At 47.1% G+C, this 24,018-nt stretch carries 20 protein-coding genes, 16 tRNA genes, 1 rRNA gene and 1 pseudogene; 3 read left to right on the top strand and 35 right to left on the bottom strand.

All coding sequences use genetic code 11. The features are described from left to right. Positions 1 to 181: 181 nt before the first annotated feature. The gene (locus KJS63_RS21330; RefSeq protein WP_213620974.1) at positions 182 to 1,246 is read left to right on the top strand and encodes a M23 family metallopeptidase; all 1,065 of its coding nucleotides are present in this window, start codon (positions 182 to 184) and stop codon (positions 1,244 to 1,246) included. 33 nt (positions 1,247 to 1,279) lie between these two features. Here KJS63_RS21330 and yunB read toward each other — a convergent pair whose 3' ends face one another. The 4 genes from yunB to KJS63_RS21310 form a co-directional block, all read right to left on the bottom strand. Next, entirely contained in the window at positions 1,280 to 2,029 is a 750-nt protein-coding gene (gene yunB, locus KJS63_RS21325; RefSeq protein WP_213620973.1) for a sporulation protein YunB, read from the bottom strand. A 106-nt stretch (positions 2,030 to 2,135) separates the two neighbouring features. Next, positions 2,136 to 3,014, bottom strand: coding sequence for an L-serine ammonia-lyase, iron-sulfur-dependent, subunit alpha (sdaAA, locus tag KJS63_RS21320; protein WP_213620971.1), 879 nt, complete (start codon positions 3,012 to 3,014; stop codon positions 2,136 to 2,138). Next, complete coding sequence (gene sdaAB / locus KJS63_RS21315; protein ID WP_213620969.1) at positions 3,011 to 3,718, bottom strand: L-serine ammonia-lyase, iron-sulfur-dependent subunit beta; 708 nt, start codon at positions 3,716 to 3,718, stop codon at positions 3,011 to 3,013. The genes sdaAA and sdaAB overlap by 4 nt, the downstream gene beginning before the upstream one ends. Before the next feature lie 343 nt (positions 3,719 to 4,061). Continuing rightward, positions 4,062 to 4,241 (bottom strand): hypothetical protein, encoded by a 180-nt coding sequence (locus tag KJS63_RS21310; RefSeq protein WP_244862717.1) that lies wholly within the window; start codon positions 4,239 to 4,241, stop codon positions 4,062 to 4,064. Between the two features lie 81 nt (positions 4,242 to 4,322). Here KJS63_RS21310 and KJS63_RS26320 point away from each other — a divergent pair. After that, positions 4,323 to 4,612: pseudogene (locus KJS63_RS26320) on the top strand (cupin); the annotation flags it as partial. Positions 4,613 to 4,871: 259 nt separating this feature from the next. Here KJS63_RS26320 and KJS63_RS21305 read toward each other — a convergent pair. From KJS63_RS21305 to KJS63_RS21295, 3 genes are all read right to left on the bottom strand, one after another. Further along, complete coding sequence (locus KJS63_RS21305; protein ID WP_213620968.1) at positions 4,872 to 7,118, bottom strand: reverse transcriptase domain-containing protein; 2,247 nt, start codon at positions 7,116 to 7,118, stop codon at positions 4,872 to 4,874. Positions 7,119 to 7,961: 843 nt separating this feature from the next. Further along, complete coding sequence (locus KJS63_RS21300; protein ID WP_213620967.1) at positions 7,962 to 8,768, bottom strand: TrmH family RNA methyltransferase; 807 nt, start codon at positions 8,766 to 8,768, stop codon at positions 7,962 to 7,964. A 19-nt stretch (positions 8,769 to 8,787) separates the two neighbouring features. Continuing rightward, positions 8,788 to 9,453, bottom strand: coding sequence for a potassium channel family protein (locus KJS63_RS21295; RefSeq protein ID WP_213620966.1), 666 nt, complete (start codon positions 9,451 to 9,453; stop codon positions 8,788 to 8,790). Positions 9,454 to 9,590: 137 nt separating this feature from the next. Here KJS63_RS21295 and sspI point away from each other — a divergent pair, with 137 nt between their 5' ends. Beyond that, positions 9,591 to 9,824: a small acid-soluble spore protein SspI gene (gene sspI / locus KJS63_RS21290; protein ID WP_082926996.1), complete on the top strand. Its 234-nt coding sequence runs from the start codon at positions 9,591 to 9,593 to the stop codon at positions 9,822 to 9,824. Between the two features lie 109 nt (positions 9,825 to 9,933). Here the strand turns inward: sspI and KJS63_RS21285 are convergent, their stop codons facing one another. The 28 genes from KJS63_RS21285 to KJS63_RS21150 form a co-directional block, all read right to left on the bottom strand. Next, positions 9,934 to 11,517 carry a peptide chain release factor 3 gene (locus KJS63_RS21285; RefSeq protein ID WP_213620965.1) on the bottom strand — a complete coding sequence of 528 codons (1,584 nt, stop codon included), beginning with the start codon at positions 11,515 to 11,517 and terminating at the stop codon, positions 9,934 to 9,936. A 227-nt stretch (positions 11,518 to 11,744) separates the two neighbouring features. Continuing rightward, complete coding sequence (gene zwf, locus KJS63_RS21280; RefSeq protein ID WP_213620964.1) at positions 11,745 to 13,295, bottom strand: glucose-6-phosphate dehydrogenase; 1,551 nt, start codon at positions 13,293 to 13,295, stop codon at positions 11,745 to 11,747. Between the two features lie 183 nt (positions 13,296 to 13,478). Then, complete coding sequence (locus KJS63_RS21275; RefSeq protein WP_213620963.1) at positions 13,479 to 14,270, bottom strand: YwmB family TATA-box binding protein; 792 nt, start codon at positions 14,268 to 14,270, stop codon at positions 13,479 to 13,481. A 148-nt stretch (positions 14,271 to 14,418) separates the two neighbouring features. After that, entirely contained in the window at positions 14,419 to 15,069 is a 651-nt protein-coding gene (locus tag KJS63_RS21270) for a response regulator (protein ID WP_068620160.1), read from the bottom strand. Further along, positions 15,047 to 16,126 (bottom strand): sensor histidine kinase, encoded by a 1,080-nt coding sequence (locus KJS63_RS21265; RefSeq protein ID WP_213620962.1) that lies wholly within the window; start codon positions 16,124 to 16,126, stop codon positions 15,047 to 15,049. The genes KJS63_RS21270 and KJS63_RS21265 overlap by 23 nt, the downstream gene beginning before the upstream one ends. Positions 16,127 to 16,144: 18 nt before the next feature. Further along, positions 16,145 to 16,795 (bottom strand): cell wall-active antibiotics response protein LiaF, encoded by a 651-nt coding sequence (gene liaF / locus KJS63_RS21260; protein ID WP_213620960.1) that lies wholly within the window; start codon positions 16,793 to 16,795, stop codon positions 16,145 to 16,147. Positions 16,796 to 16,946: 151 nt separating this feature from the next. Continuing rightward, positions 16,947 to 17,654: a PspA/IM30 family protein gene (locus KJS63_RS21255; protein WP_068620163.1), complete on the bottom strand. Its 708-nt coding sequence runs from the start codon at positions 17,652 to 17,654 to the stop codon at positions 16,947 to 16,949. A 1-nt stretch (position 17,655) separates the two neighbouring features. Beyond that, the gene (locus KJS63_RS21250) at positions 17,656 to 18,189 is read right to left on the bottom strand and encodes a PspC domain-containing protein (protein WP_213620959.1); all 534 of its coding nucleotides are present in this window, start codon (positions 18,187 to 18,189) and stop codon (positions 17,656 to 17,658) included. Between the two features lie 5 nt (positions 18,190 to 18,194). After that, complete coding sequence (locus KJS63_RS21245) at positions 18,195 to 18,869, bottom strand: PspA/IM30 family protein (protein ID WP_213620958.1); 675 nt, start codon at positions 18,867 to 18,869, stop codon at positions 18,195 to 18,197. 38 nt (positions 18,870 to 18,907) lie between these two features. After that, positions 18,908 to 19,204: a LiaF transmembrane domain-containing protein gene (locus tag KJS63_RS21240; RefSeq protein ID WP_068620166.1), complete on the bottom strand. Its 297-nt coding sequence runs from the start codon at positions 19,202 to 19,204 to the stop codon at positions 18,908 to 18,910. A 334-nt stretch (positions 19,205 to 19,538) separates the two neighbouring features. Further along, positions 19,539 to 21,950 (bottom strand): YcdB/YcdC domain-containing protein, encoded by a 2,412-nt coding sequence (locus KJS63_RS21235; protein WP_213620957.1) that lies wholly within the window; start codon positions 21,948 to 21,950, stop codon positions 19,539 to 19,541. A gap of 165 nt (positions 21,951 to 22,115) precedes the next feature. Next, positions 22,116 to 22,195 (bottom strand) — tRNA-Leu (locus KJS63_RS21230). A gap of 28 nt (positions 22,196 to 22,223) precedes the next feature. Further along, a tRNA-Arg gene (locus KJS63_RS21225) sits at positions 22,224 to 22,300 on the bottom strand. A 35-nt stretch (positions 22,301 to 22,335) separates the two neighbouring features. Then, a tRNA-Cys gene (locus KJS63_RS21220) sits at positions 22,336 to 22,409 on the bottom strand. Positions 22,410 to 22,415: 6 nt separating this feature from the next. After that, positions 22,416 to 22,490 (bottom strand) — tRNA-Gly (locus KJS63_RS21215). A 10-nt stretch (positions 22,491 to 22,500) separates the two neighbouring features. Beyond that, positions 22,501 to 22,575, bottom strand: a tRNA-Gln gene (locus KJS63_RS21210). 11 nt (positions 22,576 to 22,586) lie between these two features. Beyond that, a tRNA-His gene (locus tag KJS63_RS21205) sits at positions 22,587 to 22,662 on the bottom strand. Positions 22,663 to 22,687: 25 nt separating this feature from the next. Further along, positions 22,688 to 22,761 (bottom strand) — tRNA-Trp (locus KJS63_RS21200). 5 nt (positions 22,762 to 22,766) lie between these two features. Beyond that, a tRNA-Tyr gene (locus KJS63_RS21195) sits at positions 22,767 to 22,851 on the bottom strand. A 7-nt stretch (positions 22,852 to 22,858) separates the two neighbouring features. Further along, positions 22,859 to 22,934 (bottom strand) — tRNA-Thr (locus KJS63_RS21190). Between the two features lie 16 nt (positions 22,935 to 22,950). Beyond that, positions 22,951 to 23,026: transfer RNA gene (locus KJS63_RS21185), tRNA-Phe, on the bottom strand. 70 nt (positions 23,027 to 23,096) lie between these two features. Beyond that, positions 23,097 to 23,173 (bottom strand) — tRNA-Asp (locus KJS63_RS21180). A 15-nt stretch (positions 23,174 to 23,188) separates the two neighbouring features. Next, positions 23,189 to 23,262, bottom strand: a tRNA-Met gene (locus KJS63_RS21175). A 17-nt stretch (positions 23,263 to 23,279) separates the two neighbouring features. Next, positions 23,280 to 23,355: transfer RNA gene (locus KJS63_RS21170), tRNA-Val, on the bottom strand. A gap of 194 nt (positions 23,356 to 23,549) precedes the next feature. Continuing rightward, positions 23,550 to 23,621 (bottom strand) — tRNA-Glu (locus tag KJS63_RS21165). Positions 23,622 to 23,634: 13 nt separating this feature from the next. Further along, positions 23,635 to 23,726 (bottom strand) — tRNA-Ser (locus tag KJS63_RS21160). A gap of 3 nt (positions 23,727 to 23,729) precedes the next feature. Beyond that, positions 23,730 to 23,805, bottom strand: a tRNA-Asn gene (locus tag KJS63_RS21155). Between the two features lie 87 nt (positions 23,806 to 23,892). Beyond that, positions 23,893 to 24,018: ribosomal RNA gene (locus tag KJS63_RS21150) — 23S ribosomal RNA — on the bottom strand; the annotation flags it as partial.

Here is a 24,018-nt window from a genome sequence, read left to right as displayed (position 1 = left end):
AATAATACGGCCTTTCAAGTATGTATTCTCCGTTCATTCGTGTTTACTGCCCATTATTATACCATGAATGGAATTGAAATACTTCATTCACACCCGCAGAATAAAATCCCTTTCCTTGCTCCATATTATAGAATCATAACTTGCCTAATAAACAAGCTTTAGAGGGAGAGGAGGACAACAAATGCATAACAGGGACTCACTGCAGGGCAAAATCGTTAGTATCCTGCTTGGCCTGTTGGTTATTACTACGGTCTGGAACGCAAGGACTCCAACCGCCTCGGCCACCAATGCCCTGCGGCCTCAGGAAGAAACCAAACAGGATCCTTTTCTGGCCAGACGCCATCTCTATGAAGAAATCGGCGCACTCGTCCACATTCCCTGGTACCGGCTCGCAGCCGTAGACCAGTATGAGCGTACAATGACGCCCAGCTCCAAGCTGGCTAAGCCCGACGGGCGGTTAACCCGGTTATCCATCATTCCTCCCGTTTGGTCAGGATGGCTGAATCCCGAGCCTGAAGATACCAACCCTGTATCCATCTCCCTTTTTGCTGGAATCGGCAGGGATGCTAATGGTGACGGTGTCGCTGATCCCACTGACGACAGGGACGCTTTATATACAATTGGGCGTTATATCGCCGGATTCGGATATGCGGAGGATGACTTCCAAATTGCCCTCTGGAAATATTACCAGAATGACCGGGCAGTTCATCGAATCAGCCAGTTCGCCAAGATCTATGAGGCATTTAACCGCCTGGATCTGTTCGACAACGCATTCCCGCTCCCGATCTCTAATCTGTACAGCTACAAGGATACCTGGGGCAGTTCCAGAAGCTGGGGAGGATTCCGTATTCACGAGGGAAACGACCTGTTTGCTCCCTATGGAGTACCCGTCCGGAGTGTATGTTATGGGATTGTTGAGACCAAGGGCTGGAACCCTTTCGGGGGCTGGCGGATCGGAATCCGGGATTTGAACAATCGGTATCACTACTATGCGCACTTAAGCGGGTATGCCAAAAACATTAACGTTGGCGACATGATGACCCCCGGAAAGGTTATCGGATGGGTGGGAAGCAGCGGCTACGGTCCGCCCGGAACCCAGGGGAAATTCCCCCCTCACCTCCATTTCGGCATTTACAGGGATAACGGAAGAAGCGAGTGGGCCTTCGACCCCTACCCTCTTTTAAAGCGTTGGGAATCAAGTGAGAAGGCACAGCTTCATAAGCGCAAGAAGACGCCCTCAGAATAAGGGCGTCTTCTTCTCTTTATTGGAAACACTAAATTAAGACGTCGGCTTTCCTTCTTGCGAAGGATGTGTGGGCAGGGTGATATTTGGTGCATTCGGGCTGTTCTCCCCTACCGGATTGCCGTTGTTGTCATAGTAGTAGGTTGGGACATCCCCCACCACAAGAAGATAAGAGACCGGAATTTCCGTCTCAACCGACTGGGGTACCATATCGAATGGAACTACCACCGCAACCTCTGTCTTGACCCGTAAGTAGACCTCCACAAGAATCATATTGATTCCCGCATCCTGTCTGCGCGTGTTGAGGTCCACCTTCACTTCGCTTTTGGGCTCAAGCCGAAAAGGAATTCTCGGGCCAAAGGAAGCCAGAATCGGACTTCCGAGGGCCTGCCCCAGCGGGATATTCTCAGATAACTTGGAAATCCGGTCCAGCGTTGATTGGACCGTATGGATGGTGTCTGAAGTGATCTTCATATGCGCCGAGTAGTTAATGACGAATCCCTTGATTTTGCCGGTCTCATCCGTCTTCCATTCAATCAAATCATCAAACTGCTTCTGATCCTTAACCTGTGCTGTAATGGCCTCATTGATCGATTCCGTTGCAATTTGCTTGACCCGGATCTTGGCCAGATTGCTGATCGGATCTCTCATCTGCCTTTCGACATACAGGAAAAACTGAACAAGACATACACCGGCTATGATGACCCCGAACAGCCAAATTCTCCGTCTGCCTACCTTCTTTCGCTGCCGCCGGCTGTGCCATCTCCTTCTTCTCCACACTCCCATGCCCCCCTGCTGCAGTCCATGTTTCTATATAACAGGGTATGCATGTCAGCATGGAAAAAGAAGACCAAGTCCACCTGCAGAAATCAGATGGACTAGTCGATAAATTTTACTTGCTTCGCTTCAGATCATTCATAATTTGCCGTCCTGTTGGAGTCTGAGCCAGTCCGCCGCCTGCGGTCTCGCGATGCTTCTCGGGCATCGCCGAGCCCACCTCCAGCATGACTTGTATCACCTCATCGGAAGGAATCACACTGCGGACCCCGGCAAGAGCCATATCTGCCGCGGCAAGCGCGGTAACTGCACCGAATCCGTTGCGGACGATACAAGGAATTTCTACCAGTCCTCCAACCGGGTCACAGATAAGTCCTAGCGTATTCTTCAGAGCCAGCCCCACGGCGTGCACTACCTGCGCCGGAGTACCACCCCTAAGCTCTGTCAGCGCACCCGCAGCCATACCGATTGCCGATCCTACCTCAGCCTGGCAGCCGCCTTCAGCTCCCGACACAAAAGAATTGTTCGCAATCACATAACCGATTGCTCCTGCGGTGAACAGGCCATACACCATCTTCTGGTCATCCCAGCCGAATCTGTCCTGGCAGCTGATGAACACCCCCGGAATAATTCCACATGAACCGGCCGTAGGTGTGGCAATAATCCTCCCCATCGAAGCATTAACTTCAGATACGGCCAGGGCATAAGCCATCGCCTCCGAAGCGGCTCCGCCCAGACAAGGCTCACCTGATTCACTGTATGACTTCACTCTTTGGGCATCCAAGCCCGTAAGACCACTCGGTGAAGTCGTGTTCTCCGTTAATCCCCGCCTTACCGCGTCTTTCATGACCTCGTAATAGTCGGCCATTTTGGCAAATTCAAGTTCCTTCGGCCTTCCCGATTCAGCGCTCTGTTCCTCCAACATCAAAGATCCAATACTGATGCCCCGTTCCTCGGCTAACTTGGCAAGCTCTCCTAATGTCTGGAAATTCATAATTGACTTCGCTCCCCTTTATGTTGTGGCCCTGCGTCCAGGTTAATTTCGGTCACTGCGTGAACAGCAGGCAGATCTCCCAGGTCATGAAGAAGCAGGTGCTCGGCAGCAGCATCCAGCTCAAGAACGGTCAATGCCTCCCCGCTTCGCTGCTTGCGGTCAAGCGACATATGCCCAATGTTAACCTCCCACTTTCGAATCACTTCGGTTACATTCGCAAGCACGCCTAGCCAATCCATGTGGCGTATTAGTATGGTGGGATAGGTGCCGGTCAGCTTTACACTGAAACCGTCAATATCCACAATCTCAATATTCCCGCCGCCAATAGAAACCCCTATTAACGTTAACTTCTCTTCAGGCTCGTCCCCGTAAAGCCGCAGCTTGACGGTATTAGGATGGGGGAACAGTCCCGTCCCTGAACGAAAAGTTACCTCCATCCCGGCTTCTGCAGCAAGGCTGAGGGATTGCGGGAGCCTTTGGTCATCCGTCGTGAAATCAAGCAGGCCACCAATAATCGCCCTATCGGTTCCATGACCCTGATAGGTTGCCGCAAATGAACCGTAAAACGTGACTTCAACCGACTTAGGCATATGCCCGAACAGCTGCCTGCCGACTCTTCCGATTCTGGCCGCCCCAGCCGTATGCGAGCTGGAAGGACCGACCATTGCGGGACCAATGATTGAGAATACATCTTTAAAACGCATCTAAAGCAGCCCCCATAGTATAAACTTGTTCCTATGATTAAATAGTACTGATAAATCTGGAAAATGCCATAAACTATGTTAACGCGTTAATCCAGCTCAATGTCATGCCCTAATCCCAGAACAGATCACAGACTGACCAGACCTGCTCAAGACCAGTGAAAACTTCTTGACTGAAGCAATTAGGCTGAGAAGTTATTGTCTGCATCTGTAAGCTTGAATAACCGCCACATCACTCCTCTGGTCATCACTCCGCTCTCAGATCGCCAGATTCTACCCTCCACCATCCGGATGTTACGGCATTAGGCAATGCTGTAAGCCTTAAAATTAAAAAAGACGATCAGGGCTATATAAGCCCCAATCGTTTTCCAGCACGCTCAAGCCGGTCCAGAGCAAAATTCAGATCGTCTTCTGTATAACTTGCCGTTATAATCAATCTGACCCTGCCTTTGTCCATCGCCACCGTTGGATAGACAATACCTTGAGCGAACACGCCCTCTTCAAGCAATGCATCCGAGAACTGCATCGCCGCAGCCGGATGGGAGGCCTATGATGGAGCTGTATAGCTTTAGCAAGGAGTTCGGCAGCACAATTACCAAGTGCTGCTCATATCGGATGCATGTACTTGGAAGAAAACGGAAAGATTGGAATGCACCAAGCAGTTATCCCCCAGCTACTGTTAATTCTCTCCGGGAGGGGATTTTCAGTGGGGGGCAAGGTGAAACTGCCTCAGTCCAAGCAGGTGACGCTGTATTTTGGGAAAAAAGGGAATGGCATGAAACAAGCCCCGAAGAGGGATTAATCACAATTGTGATCGAAAGTGAAGAGCTATGCCCCTCAATGTATATGACTCCGAAGAGAGAAAGTTATACCTTACAGGCTCCGTGGGGATTTTGAACTAGGGTAAAAGAGATCTTAAAAGCAAAAGGCAGAGAGCCTTAATAAAAGTATCTCTGCCTCTTGCTTTTTGGCGGAATCAAGTTGAATTGTAACAACCTAATTTGTTAGTTTTAAGATCATTTGAGACAAAACCAGTCTGTTATTGGCTGCTTTTTTATAATGACTGCTTGAGACTGTTTATAACATGATTATTATAAGATGGATCGAGATAAAGCAATGTTAATGCCTATCATGTACTAATGAATATTTTGTACTCTTAAATATGTAAAAACTCCTCATCCTGATTAAATAATAGATAAAAAGTGTTAACATCCAGCCCCTTCTTGCTATACAATACCGGAACTTTTTCATCTGGAACACCTTCAAGTTTTATATTCACCAACGCTTGGTCAAAGGCCTCCTTTAGAGAAAGACCGAAACCTAATGCAGAATACAATTGTGATGCAAAAAAACGTGCTGCTGAATCACCAATTGCATCATTCATCCCAATAGCAGCCCCAACGTGCTCTGCTACAGCTTCAGCCATTGCGGATGAAAAACAATTATTAAAAATCACAAGTTTGACATAACCTGACGTAACCTTAAATAATGAAACTATACCTTCCAAACTAACAATCTTAGGCTCACTTTTTTCATCAAGTAGAATTAATTCGCCTTTATCGCTTCCATGGCCGCTAAAATGCACTACTTGTGGTTTATATTCATTTAAAGATTGCAAAAGATCATGCGTTCTAGTCGACCACTTTGAAATTAAATTAAACCTCTCACGGTGCTTTGCTCTACTAATCCGGTCCTCAATATCCCTTACCTCGTCATCTAAACGCAATGAATCACCTATAGGATTAGCCGCAAAAAATAATATTTTAATAACTTCTCTATTCACAGTAGAATTATTCCTTTCTACATTTTTAGTCTTTATTAATTGGATATCAGTAGAACTTTCACTTGCCACTGTCTTTCTCAAAGACCACTCGAGAACAAAGCGCTCCGATAATGAAAGTGCATGACTTGTTTTTATGTGCAATAAGTACTTGTTTTTCTCATAATCCGGTAAAATCGCACAAGCTATTAAAAAAGCTCTTCGACTCCAGGGGTCTAATGTTGAAAAATTTTCTTTTTGTTCTCTAATCCAAGTTGAAGCCCCTGCCTCGTAGGCAGCAAATATAATTTTCCTTCTGACCTCAGATGATGAAAACTTAAATAAAGCCAAAAGCCTGTTTAAATGATTTAATTTTGCATTGCTTGAAAATAAATTTAAAATTGCTATGTAGAAATACTCGTTTGCCTTAATAAGATCATCATCTAGTATAGTAACGATTTGATCTCCCAGAACTAAAAAGTTATCCTCGAAATTCCTGCTTGCAGATATTAAATAATGGCACACATCACTAATTGCAGGTACCAGTTGCTGAATATTTAACAGAGTATACTCAATTCCATTTGGTGCGCCAATTTGCCCCAACCTTCTATATATCCATCGAATTTTCTTATAGTCCGGTTCATCATCTTCTAGATAACTATCTATTATGCCACGAATATTTACATCAGAAAACAAGTCTTGCTCATCTTGGTCTAAGCTTTTGTAGTTAATGCTTTGATAAGGACCAGAGGTATGCTTACTTAATACACTAATCATCTGATGCTCATTTTCACTTAATGAGTTATCATTCAACATTCTGTTACATAGATCAGAAAATTCATGATCTTTGTATACACAGGTTTTCTGTTTTTGAAGAATCAGCCTTTGTTGTTTATCCAGTATTTCAGCCATACGAAGAACTGTAATTTGCGCCTCCTTTTCATCATTACAAAAGACATATATATCGTCGGCATAACGGCAAAATTCCATTCCTTTTAAAAACAAACTATCATCTATAGGGATTAAAGCCATTTCCGCAAGTAGATGTGATGAATGAGGACCTATTGGTATTCCCCTAGGTACTGTCTTAGTGATGTCCCCAAGCAATCTCATAATAAATTCTATAATGTCATTAGGGAATAAAGACTCTCTCAATTGATCTTCTATAGTATTGTGCGAAATTTGATTATAAAAATCCGAGATATCCATTTGTACTATGTATTTTTTTTGCTTACACTTTATCAAACAAGACCTCCAAAAGTCTTTCCAGGAGTTCTCATCACTATAAAATACTCCATTTTTTAGAGGAGCAAAACGGTAACTAAAAACACTCTCCTCTTTTACAGGCCTCCTCCGTTTTTCGATTAAATCCCCATATTCGTAAATAACTGCAGCTAATAACAAGCTGTCTACTGGATCTAGCTGAGTTGCAGTTCTATAAGAAAGCTCCGTTTTAGGAATTACAAATCTTCTTGAAGGGCTAAATTTATGTTGTGTTATATCATAATCCTTCAACTCAGCAATTATATTATTTGCACTCTCAGAGAATGCAATAATTTCTTTTGGACTTGGAAATAAATCTGTATCTTTTTCGATTTGTAAATGTTTAAGAGCCCACTTTATAGATTTTTCTTCAAGTTTCATATTTCACCTCGACATTTTATCTATTTGTCTTAGCTTGTTGTTATTTTCACTTTGAAATGCTTAAGTTAATATTACTTTGCACCTCTTCCATACCCAGCTTAAATCCAAGTTTTCAACTAATTACTTTCTTCATTATGTCCGTCTAATTCGCTTAAATCAACTCCCATTTGATTTAACCTTATTTTCTACGATATTAAGTTTATTTGGATTGCCATGTGAATCAACCTCCTTCAGAGATCTTTTTTCCAATTATCGTTTAGTTTCCGAGTGGAAGAGTTCTTTTCCCTTGAATATCTCTAAAGCTATTATGCTAAACTTTATCTAACGGGATAATTATCGGATTACTTGAACGTCCATTTCCCCCTAAAAGCTTCAATGCCCCAGATAAGTGGCCAGCATCGATGTGAGTATTGTTATAACTCACATTAATAAAACGTCTCTTACTTGGAACACTCCTATAATCCACAAAAAATTACTGTCCCAAAACTTGCCGTTGCCAACACGTCCCAACCCCTTGTCCCCCAAGGCCTTCACCCTATTTTCAAGATAATAATTAATGTCCAATCATGTCAGTTTAAAAAAGCAGAAAACTAGAAAAGAACTGGTTCAATTGTGAACGAAACGAAATAATAATTCGTGTCCATTCAAGTGAGAGTTAAATTTGAGAAAAGCCTTGCTGGGCTTGAAATATGGCTTGGGGAGATGGTTGAAAAAATGTTTGAGATGGGCTTCAAAGATTGAGAAAAAGACTGAGAAAAGCTCGGGGGATTACCCGTGCATTTGCCAGTCTTTAGTCTTGCTTGGACACTAATTTTTATTCAGGGACAGTTATTGTGGAATTAGTCAGGAATTATTTTTATTTGAAAACTCCCGCTGCCTCAAAGCCTCATACAGCAGGACCGATGCGGCCATAGCCACATTCAGCGATTCCGACTGCCCTTTCATCGGTATAATTAGCGCGTCGTCCAACAGAGCCTGAACCGGAGCCGACAGGCCACTTGCCTCGCTTCCGAAGAGCAGCCAGGTCGGACCAGTAAAGTCGTACTCATAACAGACCTTTGCCGCTTGAAGGCTGGTGCCTGCTAGCCCGAAGCCTTTGGCTTTGGCTTGAGGAAGCACTTCGGCCAAATCACCGGACACAATCGGAAGATGAAACAGCGATCCCATCGTGGAACGAATGGTTTTCGGACTGTAGATATCCGCACAGCCAGCTCCTACGATAACCCCGCTCGCTCCCGCGGCATCCGCTGTCCGAATAATCGTTCCCACATTCCCGGGGTCCTGCACACCATCCAGGACAACAACCAGTCCATTCCCCTGCTCCAGCAGATCCTCAATCCGGCTGCGCGGCTTGCGAAGCACCGCAAACACGGGCTGAGGCGATTTGGTCTCTGTACATTTGGCAATGACCGCATCCGAAACGCCAATCCATTCTGCGGCATGATTGTCTGCCGAAGCTTGTGCAAGCTCGGCAGGTATCCCATGATCCAGCGAATAGGCGATAAATTCAATTTCAGCCCGGGACTTCAGCGCCTCATGTACAAGATGAATGCCCTCCACGATATACCGCTGCTGCTTGTCCCGGTGCTTTTTCTCGAGCAGTTGGGCCCATTCTTTAACCCGCACATTTTGCGGTGAGATAATTTCCATATGTTCTTCATCCTAAGTTTTAAATTTGAGAGTAAGCCAGCTCCAGCTTGGTTAGATCCCCCTTCTCACCGACAATAACAAGAATATCATCGTCACGCAGACGGTAAGAAGCGTCCGGAGAAATGTTCATTTTCGTCCCGTTCTTGATTGCCATCACGTTGCACCCGAACCGGGCGCGAAGGTTGAGTTCAATTAGATTTTTACCGCGCATAGCCGAGTTCACTTTAATCTCGAGAATGCTGTAGTCATCCGACAGCTCAATATAGTCAAGAATATTCGGGGATACCAGATGATGGGCAACCCGCTGCCCCATATCCCTTTCCGGATAAATGACCTTGTCCGCCCCAATCTTCTGAAGCACTTTTCCGTGAAGCTCATTTTTGGCTTTTACCACGATAACAGGCCCGCCCAGGTCTTTCAGTATTAATGTGGTCAGAATGCTGGCTTGAATATTCTCCCCGATAGCCACTACGACAACATCAAAATTTCTTACCCCTAGCGCACGCAGTGCTTCCTCCTCAGTCGAGTCCGCAGTGACGGCATGCGTAACAATATGGGAGACCGCCTGAGTCCGCTGCTCGTCCGAATCAATAGCAAGTACGTCAAATCCCATACTGCTCAGGGAATTAGCTACACTGAACCCGAACCGGCCCATGCCGATTACTGCAAACTGTTTCTTACCCACGTCATATCTCCACCTGTCCGGTATGTATAATAATTTAGTATATCACACTCCACAATTAACTTGAATTTGACGCCCCCTAATCGGGAACAGTAAGATGCGGACCTTGCAATGTAAATACACATTAAGGAGGAATTCGTGTGGGAATCATGCTGGATCTTAGACAAGCTGTCATGCATAAAATCCATGGAGCCGATGAGAATGGGCTTCGGGATATGATCGAGGGTTCTGTGGATGGAAAAGAAGCCGCTTTGCCTGGACTGGGTGTGATGTTTGAAATGGTCTGGAAAAATATCGGCCACCAGCAGCAGGACGAGCTGGTCCACGTGATTAGCCAGCAGATTAAAAACACCGAACTCAAACCGCTGCGTTAAAATCCTGCTGCAGTTTGCTCAACTGCACGCAAGGATGCTATTAACGTACAAAAATCCCTCACTCGTGCGCGGCACGGGGAGGGATTTCCTTCTTATTGCTATAACCGGTTTAAGGAGCCGTCTCCAAAAATTTAGCCGTAGGATTCTTCTCCATAGCTGTTCTCATCGCGTACTCATTCTCAAACAAGACGACGTAATTATCCTTTTTGTCTTTCACCAAGAGAGAGTTAATCCGGAACTTGGACGGATCAATCTTGTCATCGATAATCCAGCGCGCAAACTGGTACGGAACCCGCTGCAGCTGCACGTCAACACCATACTCGCCCTTCATTCGGTATTCGAACACCTCGAATTGAAGCTGTCCAACCACACCGAGAATCGTATCATCAAAGCTTACCGTGTTGAAGACCTGAATGGTTCCTTCTTCCGTGAGCTGATCGATCCCCTTCTGGTACTGCTTATGCTTAAGTGCATTCTTCACGGTAACCTTGGCAAAAATCTCCGGGGAGAACGTAGGCAGCTCATCGAACACGATTTCGCTTCCCTGGCTCAGCGAATCTCCGATACGGAAGATTCCCGGATCGAAAAGACCGATAATATCGCCAGGATAAGCTTCTGCCACAATGTCCCGGTCCTGTGCAAGGAACTGCTGCGGCTGGGAAAGCTTAATCTCCTTCCCTACCCGCACATGCTTAACCGCCATGCCCCGCTCGAATTTGCCAGAACATACGCGCAGGAACGCAATCCGGTCGCGGTGGGCCGGATTCATATTCGCTTGAATTTTGAAGATATAACCACTGAATTTCTCATTGGTCGGCTCGATCAGACCGGCTGTGCTTTGACGCGGCTCCGGCTTTGGAGCCAGCTCCAGGAAGTTCTCCAGGAAAGTCTGCACCCCAAAGTTGTTCACCGCACTGCCGAAGAATACAGGGGTCAGTTCCCCGCGTCTTACTTTCTCATAGTCGAACGGGTCACCCGCCACATCGAGCAGCTCAACATCCTGACACAGTTGGTCATGCAGATATTCCCCAGCCATCTCCCGGATCGCCGGATCGTTGTAATCCGATACCTTCTTCACTTCAATGTGGGAGTGGTCGTCTCCTTGGAACAGCTCCACCTGATTCTTCATTCGGTCATATACTCCGCAGAGCTCACGTCCCGAGCCGATCGGCCAGTTCATTGGAACAGAGCGGATACCGAGCACAGACTCGATTTCTTCCATAAGTTCAAACGGGTTGCGTCCTTCCCGGTCAAGCTTGTTAATGAAAGTGAAGATCGGAATTCCGCGTTTGGCACAGACCTGGAACAGCTTCACCGTCTGCGCCTCCACCCCTTTGGCCACGTCAATCAGCATGACTGCACTATCTGCTGCAGTAAGCGTACGATAGGTGTCCTCACTGAAATCCTGGTGACCTGGAGTATCCAATATATTGATTCGATGTCCCTTATAATCGAACTGCATGACAGAAGAAGTTACGGAAATTCCCCGCTGCTTCTCAATTTCCATCCAGTCACTTGTTGCATGCTTGCTGGCTTTACGGGCCTTAACCGAACCCGCCTCACGGATCGCTCCCCCGAAGAGCAGCAGCTTCTCCGTTAGTGTTGTCTTCCCGGCATCCGGATGGGAAATAATCGCAAACGTTCTGCGTTTGTCGACTTCCTGCCGCAGCACTTCGTCCAATGCTTTGCTCATTTCTCACTTATCCCTTCGTTCCACAAAGTCATGTGTTCTATTGTACCATATTTTTTGTGCCTGTACGCAAATCGCCCCATGCATAAAGATGCATGAGGACGAGATGCTTCAAACCGTTAGATTGTTATAGTCTGGAACGGATATTAAGGGTTTAAGCGGAATACGGCAATCAAGCTTCTATAAGCACATCTTATGCGCAAGCCATACACCCTCTCTTCGGAATATCCTTATCCCTGCTTAATCCAAATTACGTTATCTTCCTCTTGGCCATTGACCGGCCACCAGTGGAATCCGTCTTTAGCCAGCAAGTCATGGGCTTCCTGCGGACCCCATGATCCCGCCGGATAATGTTTGATATCGCCCGGATTCTGCTTCCATGCCTGAGCAATCCGGTCGATGAAGGACCAGGCTGTCGCCACTTCATCCCACCGGGTGAAATAAGTGGAATCTCCTTCGGCCGCATCATGGATCAGACGCTCATAGGCTTCTGGCGAGTTAATGCCTACTTGGCAGCTTTGGCAGAATTCCATAGCGAGGGGCTCAATCTGGGATTCAGTGCCTGGCTTCTTGGCATTAATTTTGATATAGATGCCTTCCATAGGGTTAACCCGGATAACAAGCAGGTTTGGTTCCAGTGTATGCTTCTGCCCCAGGTAAACGTTCGTAGGCATATTCTTGAATTCCACCACCACTTCAGTGGTCTTCACCGGCAGGCGTTTGCCTGTGCGGATATAGAAGGGAACCCCCGCCCAGCGGAAGTTATCCACGAACACTTTGGCTGAGAAGTAAGTTTCCGTGTTGGAGTTAGGATCAACCTTGTCCTCTTCGCGGTAACCTGGAAGCTTCTGTCCGCCGCTTTCCCCTTGCGTATATTGGGCGCGCACCACATTCTCCTCCACCTCGGCTGCTGAAGCGTATGGACGAAGGGAACGGAGAACCTTCACCTTCTCGTCGCGGATATCTTCGGGAAGCAGACGGCTTGGCGGCTCCATAGCAATCATGGTCAGCATTTGAAGCATATGATTCTGCCCCATATCGCGCAGTGCTCCCGCGTGGTCATAATAACCTCCGCGTTCTTCCACACCCACGGTTTCGCTCAGCGTAATCTGAACGTTGGCAATATGTTTATTGTTCCAGAGCGGTTCGAAGAACGCATTTCCGAAGCGGATCACCTCGATGTTCTGAACCATCTCCTTGCCAAGATAATGGTCAATCCGGTAAATTTCTTCTTCCTTGAACACCTGGCTGAGCTCTTCATTCAACTTCTGTGCTGACAGAAGATCGTAGCCGAACGGCTTCTCGATCACGAGACGGTGCCATCCACTGCTGCTAAGCATGCCGCCCTTCTTAAGATTGAGGGACACATTTCCGAACAGCTCTGGCGCAAGCGCCAAATAGAACAGACGATTGCCCGGAATACTGTACCGCTGCTCCAAGCTCTCCGTTTGCTCCTTAAGCTCATGGTATCCATCGATGTTGTTAATATCCAGGGACTTGTATTCAAAATGCTCAGCGAATCTTGTCCAGTGTGCGGTATCCAGCACTTTATACCGGCAGAATTCCTGAATTGAATTGTATAAATCCTGTCTGAACTCATCCTGTGTGCGTGGGCGTCTTGCCACACCGATCACAGCGAAGTCTTCAGCCAGCTTACCTTCGCGGTACAAAGAATAGATCGCCGGAAACAATTTACGCCGTGCCAGATCTCCAGTTGCTCCAAAAATAAAAAATACAGCTCCAGGGGTTTTAAGTGCATTTAGATTTTGTTGTTCAGCCATGGCTCCTCATTTCTTTCTATGTAGTATAGTTGTATATTTATACAAATTAAAACATTTATTCTCATCCAATTATTTCATTTGTGCCATTAATTTTAGCATATTCGTGCCAAGGATGCTATCCTATTCACTACAAAAGCAGTCAGAAAACTGCAATTTTCATGGGATATTCAGACGAAGTTCATTTTAGTATTCCACCGTGAGTACCGGAGAGCCCAATGAAAACTCTTTTTGTCCGGTTACCGTATTATCATGCACAGCCATCTGAAGAGCAATGCTGTTTCCCCCGCTTTGCACTGATATGGGGAAATTCGGGACTTCATAGGATTCCGATACCGTTCGTCCGTCTTGGAACCCTTCAACCCGCCGGAGTTCGAAGAAGACTCCCGCATGTCTTTCCAGCTTCTCCAGCATAACCGTGATATTTCCCTCTGTATTCCGGCTTTCTGTCAGCTTGTCCCCACTGCCTTGAACCGCCGCATTCCACTTCACATCCATGCCAAGTGAAATCAATTTCTCACCTGCCTGAGCCTGGACTCCCTTAAGCTGAGACGAATTGCCCTCACTCAGCCCTTTGATTTGGGCCACCGCATACAGCTCCTGCGCGCTTCCCCGAGTTACCGAGATCTGTACTCTTGCCCCTGTGTTCAGCCCTTCAGCCCGGTATACAAGATGATCCTGAACCATTGTATGATATGGACGACCTAAGCCCAAATGCTCTGCTATCATTGCAGCAGCTTCCTCCGGCTTACGGTCAGTATTCCATGTGCCCTGCCATTTTATGATGACATCAAGAGGTTCCTGGCTAACCTTATGCCCGACAGCCAGCAGCGCATCCAATTGCTTGCCGGCATTGGCCACAGCTTCAGCAGCAGGTCCCGACTTTGGTTCCAAATTCACAAATCCGAGAACACCCGTCATTAGTAATGCGATCACCAATATTATACCCATCCATCTAGCACTGAACCGCTCCATCATTTGCTTCGCACCCTCTCATCCGAATCTAGCATTCTATGAAACAGGATGTCCTGAAGGAGAAGCCGTTATACCTTATCGCCTGCCGCCTATCGAAAAAAAGCCGGAGACCTTAGTCTCCGGCTTACACCTTATTATCATAACGGCTGCTTTATTCAGCCAGTCCGTTCTTATATGCGTAGATCGCGGCTTGAGTCCGGTCCTCCACATGCAGCTTGGCGAGTATGTTGGTGACATGGAACTTAACCGTCTTCACTCCAATAATCAAGTCATCTGCGATATCCTGATTCGATTTCCCTTGGGCCAGCAGGCGCAGGACATCCATCTCGCGCTCGGTCAGTTCCTCATGGGCAGGAGCCTCGGCTTTAGGCTGCCTGAATCTGTTCATCATCTTCGAAGCAACCTGGGATTCGAGAACGGATTGTCCTCTTGCCGCCGCCCGGATCGCTTCAGCAACCTCGGAAGCCCTTGAAGTCTTCAGAAGATAGCTGAATGCACCGGCTTCGATAACCGGATACATTTTCTCATCATCCAAATAACTGGTCAGTACAATAACCTTACATTCAGGGTATAGCTTGAGCAGCTGGCGGGTCGTCTCGATCCCGTCCATCCCATCCATCACCAGGTCCATTAAGACCACATCAGGCTTATACTCCTGTGCTAGCCGGATTCCTTCTTGGCCGCTGCTAGCTTCGCCTACTACTTCAATGCCATCCTCTGTTCCAAGTACAGCGGCAAGACCAATGCGTACCATTTCGTGGTCATCCACAAGCAATACTTTAATTGGAATTTCCGTCTCCATCGTTCTCATCTCCCCCGCCTTCCTCGTTCATTATGGGCACTGTAATCTCGATTCTAGTTCCATTTCCAGGAGCTGTAATAAATTGAATGGAGCCCCCAATTTCATGCACCCGTTCCTGCATGTTGGACAGACCGTAAGAGGTCTGCTTCTTCTCATCCATCTGGAAGCCCACTCCGTTATCCCGCAGAATCACACGGACAGCCTCTGGACGCTGCTGAATCCTAATTTCCATCTTATCCGCTCTGGAATGGCGGAGTGTGTTGGACAAGGCTTCTTGGATAATCCGGAACAAGTGATTCTCAATTCCCTTTACAAGCTTGATATCGCTGTCCATCTCCAGTGTAATATCCATGGGCACCTTGCTCTTAAGCTCCCTGATAAGCTCTGCCACACCTTCCGAGAGCGCCTTGCCCTCCAGATAGACGGGCCGCAGATGGAGCAGAAGGGCACGCATTTCAGACTGGGCGACCGATGACATTTCCTCAATCAGCTCCACCTGTCTCTGTGCCTTATCGAAGTCCTTCTCCAGCGTCCGGCCCACCGCGGTAGCAGTCATCGATATGGCAAACAATTGCTGGGAGACTGCATCGTGCAGCTCGCGGGCAAGCCTCTGCCGCTCCTCTACAATCGCGGAAATACGGGCCTGTTCAGCGAGCTGGGCATTATTGGTGGAGAGACGCTGCAGAGAGCTTACCTGCTCCTCCCACCTTTTGCTGATACGGTCCAGCTGTTCACCCAATCTTCCGAACTCATCCTCGCCAAGCTCGGGCACGGAGCCTGCCAGATTCCCCTTCTCCCACTGCAGAAGCGAATCTCTTAACAAGTCCATCCTTCGTTTTATATTATAGGCCTGATAGAATCCGTAAACTGCTCCAACACCAATCAAGAGCAGGCCTGCCGTTATGGAAGCCTGAACCACTTTCGTCCATTTGGCTGTGGGACTTAAATATCCGTATGTATCCAGCAAATAAATAATGGCACCGAACAAAAAGAAGGACAGGAGAATCCCGTCACGCATGCTGCGTGATATCATATTTACCGGTTTTCTTCTTCTCATCAGGGACTCCCCTCCTCTCTAGGATAACCTTATATCAATATCGCCTACCAGGTAGGAGATCATAATTTTCACTTTTTTATCCTGGGCCTCATAATTGGGAGAACGCCAGTATAATCTGTTTACCATGCCTGTTTCCTTGTCAGGACCGAACTCAATCTGCCCGAACATGACAAAGGCCTCGATCTCCACACCATAGTCGTCCGAAATAACCAAATCCATATCCCCTACTACACCTTGGAACATAATAATATTCTCCCGCTCTTCAGCGATTGCCAGGGACAGGTCAATATCGTGTTCCCCAAACACATGCCACATGCTGATACTGCGAAGGTTCCAAGGATCCCGGTCCCAATGTACTCCGGCAATGAAGTTCTGCTTCTGGATATGATCCCCCCGTGGAAGCATCTTCTTCACCTTGGCATAGAACAGACCAAGCGAGATCAGAACGATCGCCACAACGAGCATCAGATGCTCAAGCAGGATCAGCCCACTGCCTACCACAAGCAGCACATATCCGGTACGCGTGTCCTCACCCTGACGGATTTTATAGACACCAAGTATAAGAAACAGAAGGGCTACAAGGGTAAGGAAGTTTATACCTTGACCAAAGAACAGTAATATCCCGAAGCCAATTAGCAAGATGGCCAAAAATGATTTCCTCTTATCCATGCTGCACCCCCTGTCTTAGTATAAAAGATTGCCACTCATAAGAATAGGCCTGATCTCATTAATCCATAAAGCTCGGAAAAGCCATAACGGTATTATGTACCGTATGGCTTCACCTCAATTAGAATACCATATTCCCCTTAAAAACGGATAGTTATTCTTTAGTCGCAGTTTCCTTTGTCGCCGTAGGGTTCAGCTTGGACTTGAGCGCATTCAACTGCTCTTCGACCCGAAGCTGCTTTTCAGCGTCCGCAGGGCTGATATAGGAGCCTGCTGCCGCGCTAGGGCGGTAGGGAGTTCCAAGCACATCGGCTTCAGCTTCCATCTGAAGAATCTTCTCCTCCATCCGGCTGAATCCAAGAGCTGCTCCGCCGCTTTCAATTGTACTAAGCGGGCTCGCTTGAGCCAGCTGCTTCTTAGCTTTGGCCATTTGAGCACGGGCCACCAGCTCATTACGTTTATTGCGCAGCTTGTAAAATTCGTCCTTCATGTCATGGAGCTGCTGCTGCAGGTCAGCGGCATGAATCTCCGCTTGAGCATGAAGATCTCTAAATTCCGTTTGTTTTTGATCAAAATGGATTTTCTCTTCAAGCAGGCGGCGTGCAATTTCTTCTTGGCCGTTCTTCAGTGCAGCTTCGGCCTGAGCTTCACGCTGTGAGGATACACGGTATGCTTCCTCCAGGCGTTGTTTCATGCGGCGCTCGTTGGCAATTTGTTTGGCTACGGTAACTTCCGCATCCCGGATTTCAGCTTCCATATCACGAAGATACTGGTTCAGCATTACAATTGGATCTTCAACCTTATCGAGCAGCTCGTTTACCGACGCTTTTGTAATATCTTTAATTCTTTTAAATACTCCCATTTTATAAATCTCCCTTCTCATATTTGGACAGCTTACGGCGAAGCTCATCCAATTCTTTTTTCATGGCTTTCTTCTCAATGTCTTCCATCATGGAGTCCAAATTAGAGGCCTCTTCCTGGCTTCTGAAAGATGAACCCGCCGGTCTGGCACCACTCGTTGGCCCTCCTTGGAACGGATTCCCACCAAACGGGTTGCCGTTATAAGAATTCCCGCCAAACGGATTGTTGCCATAAGGAGGCCGCTGGTTGTACCGCGGATCTCTTGGATCATAACCTCCTGGCCCTGGCCCTGGTCCTGGACCATAACCTCCGCCCTGCCATCCACCATGCTGGTAAGGATCATATGGAACATATGGCTCTTTGGAAATCACCAGTGAGGCGATGAGGTAAATCAGGATCGTAGTCCCGCCGGAAAAAGGAATACTTATGGCCGTCAGCAGCCGAAGCACGCCGACATTGACACCAAAGGACTCTGCAAGCCCCCCACATAGACCGGTAATCCACCGGTCCCGCCGGGAACGGTATAAAGTGCCCATGTTAACTACTCCTCTCCTCGCTTGTTCAGCTTCTGTTTAAGACGCGACAGCTCCTGTTCCAGAGTAGATTGAATCGCGCTTCCAGCCTGATTGAAGAGATCCTGTCCGGCCTTGCGCAGGTCACGCAGGCTCCGGGCTTCCCATTCCATATCAGATACCCGATCTTCGAGGCGGTTGAACATCTTAGGCACATCCTGTGTTCCATGGCTGCCCATACGTTGATTCATTCTCTGCTGAAGTCGAAGTGTTTCCATTCTCGCGTAATAATATTGACGTTTGTTATAAACAGCCTGGTACTCTGTTTTAAGCTCATTCAACTGGGCTTCCAGCTGCTGCAGCGCTTCTAGGCTTTGAGTATAGAGCTCGGAGTACTGCTCGAGCTTCTCCTCATACAACAGCTTCTCTTGCAGCGCCAGCTTGGCCAGATGTTCTTCGCCAGCTTTCAGTGCCAGCAGCGCCTGCTCTTCTCTCTTGCTAAGCATTGAGGACGCATGATCGACCTGCTGCTTCAACTGCCGGGTATGACCCGAATATTGATGATGAAGCTTCTCAGCTTCAGCTATTTCATGCCGGGTCTCAACCAGAAACTGATCGATAAGTTGAACCGGATCTTGTGATTGCTCCAAACGTTCATTCAATGTCGCAACAGTTATATCTCTTACACGTCTAAACACACTCATGATCGTTCTATTCCCTCCTAACCTTATTGTCCTGTGTATTAGTAACTCCGTTTATTACTGAGCGAGGAAATACCGTATACAATCAAACCGATACCAAGAACCGGCACGATAATCCAAGCCAGCTTTGCGATCAGGGAGAACACACCGATGACAAGAACAATCCAGCCGAAGAATGCGTTGCCTCTGCGGATTCCGTAGTAACCCAGTCCGATCATTACGACAGCAATCAGAATGCCGAACAAGTTACCGAAGAAAGGCGTTAGCTTTCCTAACAGAATCAGCACCCCGAGTGCAATAAGTACGATAGCAAATCCGTTTGGTTTGTTAGTTCTCATTTCATTCACCGCCTCTCTTTTATATCAACCTTATGTCTTTATTCTAGGCCTTATCGTGTTTTCCCAAAACGGACCGAGGACGGTTTTTTATACTGGACTAAGGTCGAGTATACCCCGGGGCCTTAGATAGAGAGTTCCCTGGCCTGATTCATCCCCAAGCGCTCTATTCAATTCGGCGTGTCCAATCGCTTGATGAACATTAGGATCGCAAGTCCCCTGAAATTCACCACCCATAACTATCCCATCGCTCCCTATAAATACAACCAGCCCCGGAATCCTAAGATTACCGGGGCTGGCTGATCTTTAATCTTCAGTTATAATCGCACTTGTTCTCTTATCTGAACTGTTCCAGGAAGCTGTCGGTTTTTCCGATTAGAGCTTTTAACCGAATTAATACATCGGCTGCCTCCGCCCGTGTGACAATACGATCCGGCTCGAACTTGCCATCCTTCACATCCATGAGCTTGAGCCTCAAAGCAATAGAGACATCTCCCTTATTGGAGATACTTGCCGCATCGGAGACACCTGCAAGATCTGATGGCTGACTGTAGAAATCGGCCAGCTTCTTATAATGAAGCATCTCCACCAAATATTCAGCCAACCGCTCACGAGTTAACTTGTTAGTCAGGTTCAGGGGAATATCCGGATTAATAGTGATCCAATTATTACTTATATATGTTTGGATTGCCTTGTAATATTCCGTTCCAAACTCAATTCCGCCTATAGGCTGCCCGTCCTCGCTTCCATAGTAGTTCTCCAAATCAGGATAGTACGCTCTAGAAGCCATGATCATCCAGTCTCCTTGAGCAATCGGTTCATTTGGCTTAACCTTGCCATCCTGATCCGGAACAAGAACCCGATACTTTACCAGTTCAGTCAATGCCTTCTCCAAAGGATGACCTTGAATGTCCTTGACTTCCTTCAGCTTGGTTTCCCCGGTAGACGAGTATATTTCCTGTCTTGCGCCTGTAATTGCGTTAATAGGAGCAAAGGAATAGTAAGTGTCCTCCCCGTTAACAGGGATCGGGGCGTATACCAGCTTATTGCTTTCAGGAATTACGTTTCCATTCAATTGATATGATCCGCCAGTAGACTCGTATCTTAACTCCAGCTTTGTATCATCCAGATAACGTTTTTTGGCTTCTTCTTTGGAGATGGCCGGCTTCGAAGCAGGCAGGGATGAAGTATCCGCATTAATTGATGTGGAGAAGTCCCGAACGGCCCCATCTGAGCTGAGACTCAAATTCACGAAATCATTGAACACTAAAATTCCGTTAAGATAACGCTTGAAACTGTATACATAAGTGCTTGAAGGGTCCTTCGGATCCCGGTTGGTTACACTTGTCAGCTTGAACTCAGCACTCGCATTTGGAATCAGGTTCTGCACAATCTCAAGTGCTCTGGCCTTGGCCTCTGCTGGGGTAATAATTTTACCTGAAGGTTTATACTCCTTCCGCTTTGGACCGTAGTCATTGTAATTAAAAGAAACCAGTCGTCCATTCTCCGCATCAATCGTAGCAAAAATACTATCATTGGTGAAACCGTTATTATCTTGCTTTTGATTTAATGATAAATTCCAGACTTTCTGGTTGTCTCTTCCCGATTTAGAAAGCTGCTTGTTCACTATCGCATAGCTCTTAGGGACTTCCACCAAAGCATGAAGCCGCTCTACAGCCGCATCATCGTCTAGAATAGGCGTTTTTGAGGTTGCATAGACAGCACCTTTACCAACCGGAATTGATTCTGGCTTAAACTCAGGCTCTAGTTGATCCGTAGGCGGAAATACTGTTTTCTTTCCTGTATGTGCATCAATGCTGTTAGCTGAATTCTGGGAAGGAACATACCCTAAGAAATATTTGGCTGGTTGTCTACTGAACATTTGATCTGGAACATATGCAAGTTCAATCTCCAGTCCTTCTCTGAAAGTTTTCTCCGCTGCTTCCAAGGAAATAGCTGGTTTAGAGGATGGGTATGCAGAAAAAGACTTGTTCCTATAATAACCGGTGACTTCACCGTTATAATTCACAGTGACCTGAAGTTTCTCATAATTAGAAATTATGCCATTTACAGGCACATCAAAAGAGAAATAATAGCTTTGTGATCCAAACAGAGAGTTATTCCCCATGTAAAATGGAGCATCTTCCTTCAACGTTGTGGTATCCAGACCTTTAACCTTCTTGGCGATCCATTCCAACGCAATTTTCTTAGCAGCAGCCTCATCCACCTTCGCCGCATCCGGCCTACTGTATGTTTGAATAAGACGCTCTGGAAGATTGACAGAAAGAACTTCCCCAGTTACTCCGTCAACCCGAGCATCAAATCCCATGCTACTATTACCGTACTGGTAGGTATACTCCAAATTCCATTTCTTATCATAATCGACAGGGTATCTATTCGTATCGCCAAAAGAAACTGAGGTTAACTTTGCTTTGGACAAGAGCGGGAACATCTCTAGAACCAGCTTTTCGGCCTGGGCGGAGGAAATCTTCGCTCCAGTGGGAACCTTGTCACTGACAACAGATGGTGAATTAGCTGTGCTGCCTGTTGCTGATCCCCTTACAGTTGTGCTGCCTGATGCACTGCTTGCGCTATCTATCTTGGTTGTTGAACTTGAATCCGCCCATACAGCGGCTGGAGTCAGCAATAGTACAAGCGTCAACGTTCCCGCCGCAACAGACAGTGCTTTATGGCTATGGCTAAGCCTCCTGCCTTTTCTTTTTGAAATTTGATGCTGTCCTTCGTTCATAACGTCTTCCCCTTTCACCGGCTGAAATATGTACTGTCTTATTAAGAACAGCACAATCAGGTAAAAAGTTGTACGAAATGTAAAATTACTTCATATAAGATCAGGATATTGTGAAAACAAATAAAAAAACCATGAACTAAAGTTCATGGTTTACTTGATATAAAATGCCGGTGAAGGGACTCGAACCCCCACGGTTTCCCTCACGATTTTGAGTCGCGCGCGTCTGCCAATTCCGCCACACCGGCACATCATAGATTTCTCAATTAGAGAAAATGGCGCGCCCTAAGAGATTCGAACTCCTGACCTTTTGATTCGTAGTCAAACGCTCTATCCAGCTGAGCTAAGGGCGCATGCACATGATGTTGTTATACCAGAGAAAATAAAATGGAGGCGCCACCCAGATTTGAACTGGGGATAAAGCTTTTGCAGAGCTGTGCCTTACCACTTGGCTATGGCGCCATGTAATGGAGCGGACGACGGGAATCGAACCCGCGACCCTCGCCTTGGCAAGGCGATGCTCTACCGCTGAGCCACGTCCGCATATTTAAAATGGCTGGGGATATAGGATTCGAACCTATGCATGACGGAGTCAAAGTCCGTTGCCTTACCGCTTGGCTAATCCCCATTAAAATTAAATGGGGCGATCGATGGGACTTGAACCCACGAATGCCGGAGCCACAATCCGGTGCGTTAACCCCTTCGCCACGACCGCCATAAGATTCAGTTGAAATAAGAAATGGCAGGGGCAGCAGGAATTGAACCCACACCAACGGTTTTGGAGACCGTTGTTCTACCTTTAAACTATGCCCCTATAAATGGTGGAGGCTGATGGATTCGAACCACCGAACTCGTAGAGAGCAGATTTACAGTCTGCCGTGTTTAGCCACTTCACTAAGCCTCCATATAAATGGTGCCGGCGAGAGGACTTGAACCCCCAACCTACTGATTACAAGTCAGTTGCTCTACCAGTTGAGCTACACCGGCACGGTGTAAAGAATCATGGTGGCTCGGGACGGAATCGAACCGCCGACACGAGGATTTTCAGTCCTCTGCTCTACCGACTGAGCTACCGAGCCATAATTTTAATAATTGTTTGTATCTCAGTGAATCCTAGTGGATTCTCATCCCGATACACAAGGATGTTAATGGCGGAGCCGACGGGATTCGAACCCGCGGTCTCCTGCGTGACAGGCAGGCATGTTAGGCCTCTACACCACGGCTCCACACTAGTAAAACAATTGCGGGGGCAGGATTTGAACCTGCGGCCTTCGGGTTATGAGCCCGACGAGCTACCGGGCTGCTCCACCCCGCGTCAGTAAAAGTATATTATGGTGGAGGCTGAGGGGATCGAACCCCCGACCCTCTGCTTGTAAGGCAGATGCTCTCCCAGCTGAGCTAAGCCTCCATAGGTTGAACATAATCTTTATGTTACCAGATGAACCTTCTGTAAATCAAGTGTAAAATCACTTTTAATGAAAGTGATAACCGTAGGGGATACTCATTCTTCGAATGAGACTACGAAGTGGATGCTAACGAAGTTTATGCTCCGACGAACCCTGATGGATTCTCATCCCCACTTGAAGCTGTTAAAGAAAGTGATGACCCGTAGGGGATTCGAACCCCTGTTACCTCCGTGAAAGGGAGGTGTCTTAACCCCTTGACCAACGGGCCTTACAAAATATTATGGCGGAGAGAGAGGGATTCGAACCCTCGAGACGCTTGTGACGCCTACACGATTTCCAATCGTGCTCCTTCGGCCAACTCGGACACCTCTCCATATGGCTCCCCGAACAGGACTCGAACCTGTGACAACTCGATTAACAGTCGAGTGCTCTACCAACTGAGCTATCAGGGAATATCATTATTTCAGGCTTGATCACCTGAAAACTAGATACGAAACGAACTTGCGCACCCTTCTAGGAACTGCGTCCTTCGGGTATTTTTGGATAAGCCCTCGACCGATTAGTACTGGTCAGCTCCATGCATTGCTGCACTTCCACCCCCAGCCTATCTACCTCGTCGTCTTCAAGGGGTCTTACCTATTGGGAAATCTCATCTTGAGGGGGGC

The sequence above is a fragment of the Paenibacillus sp. J22TS3 genome, assembly GCF_018403205.1.
Lineage (GTDB): Bacteria > Bacillota > Bacilli > Paenibacillales > Paenibacillaceae > Fontibacillus > Fontibacillus tuaregi.
This window is presented reverse-complemented; position numbering and strand designations above follow the sequence as displayed.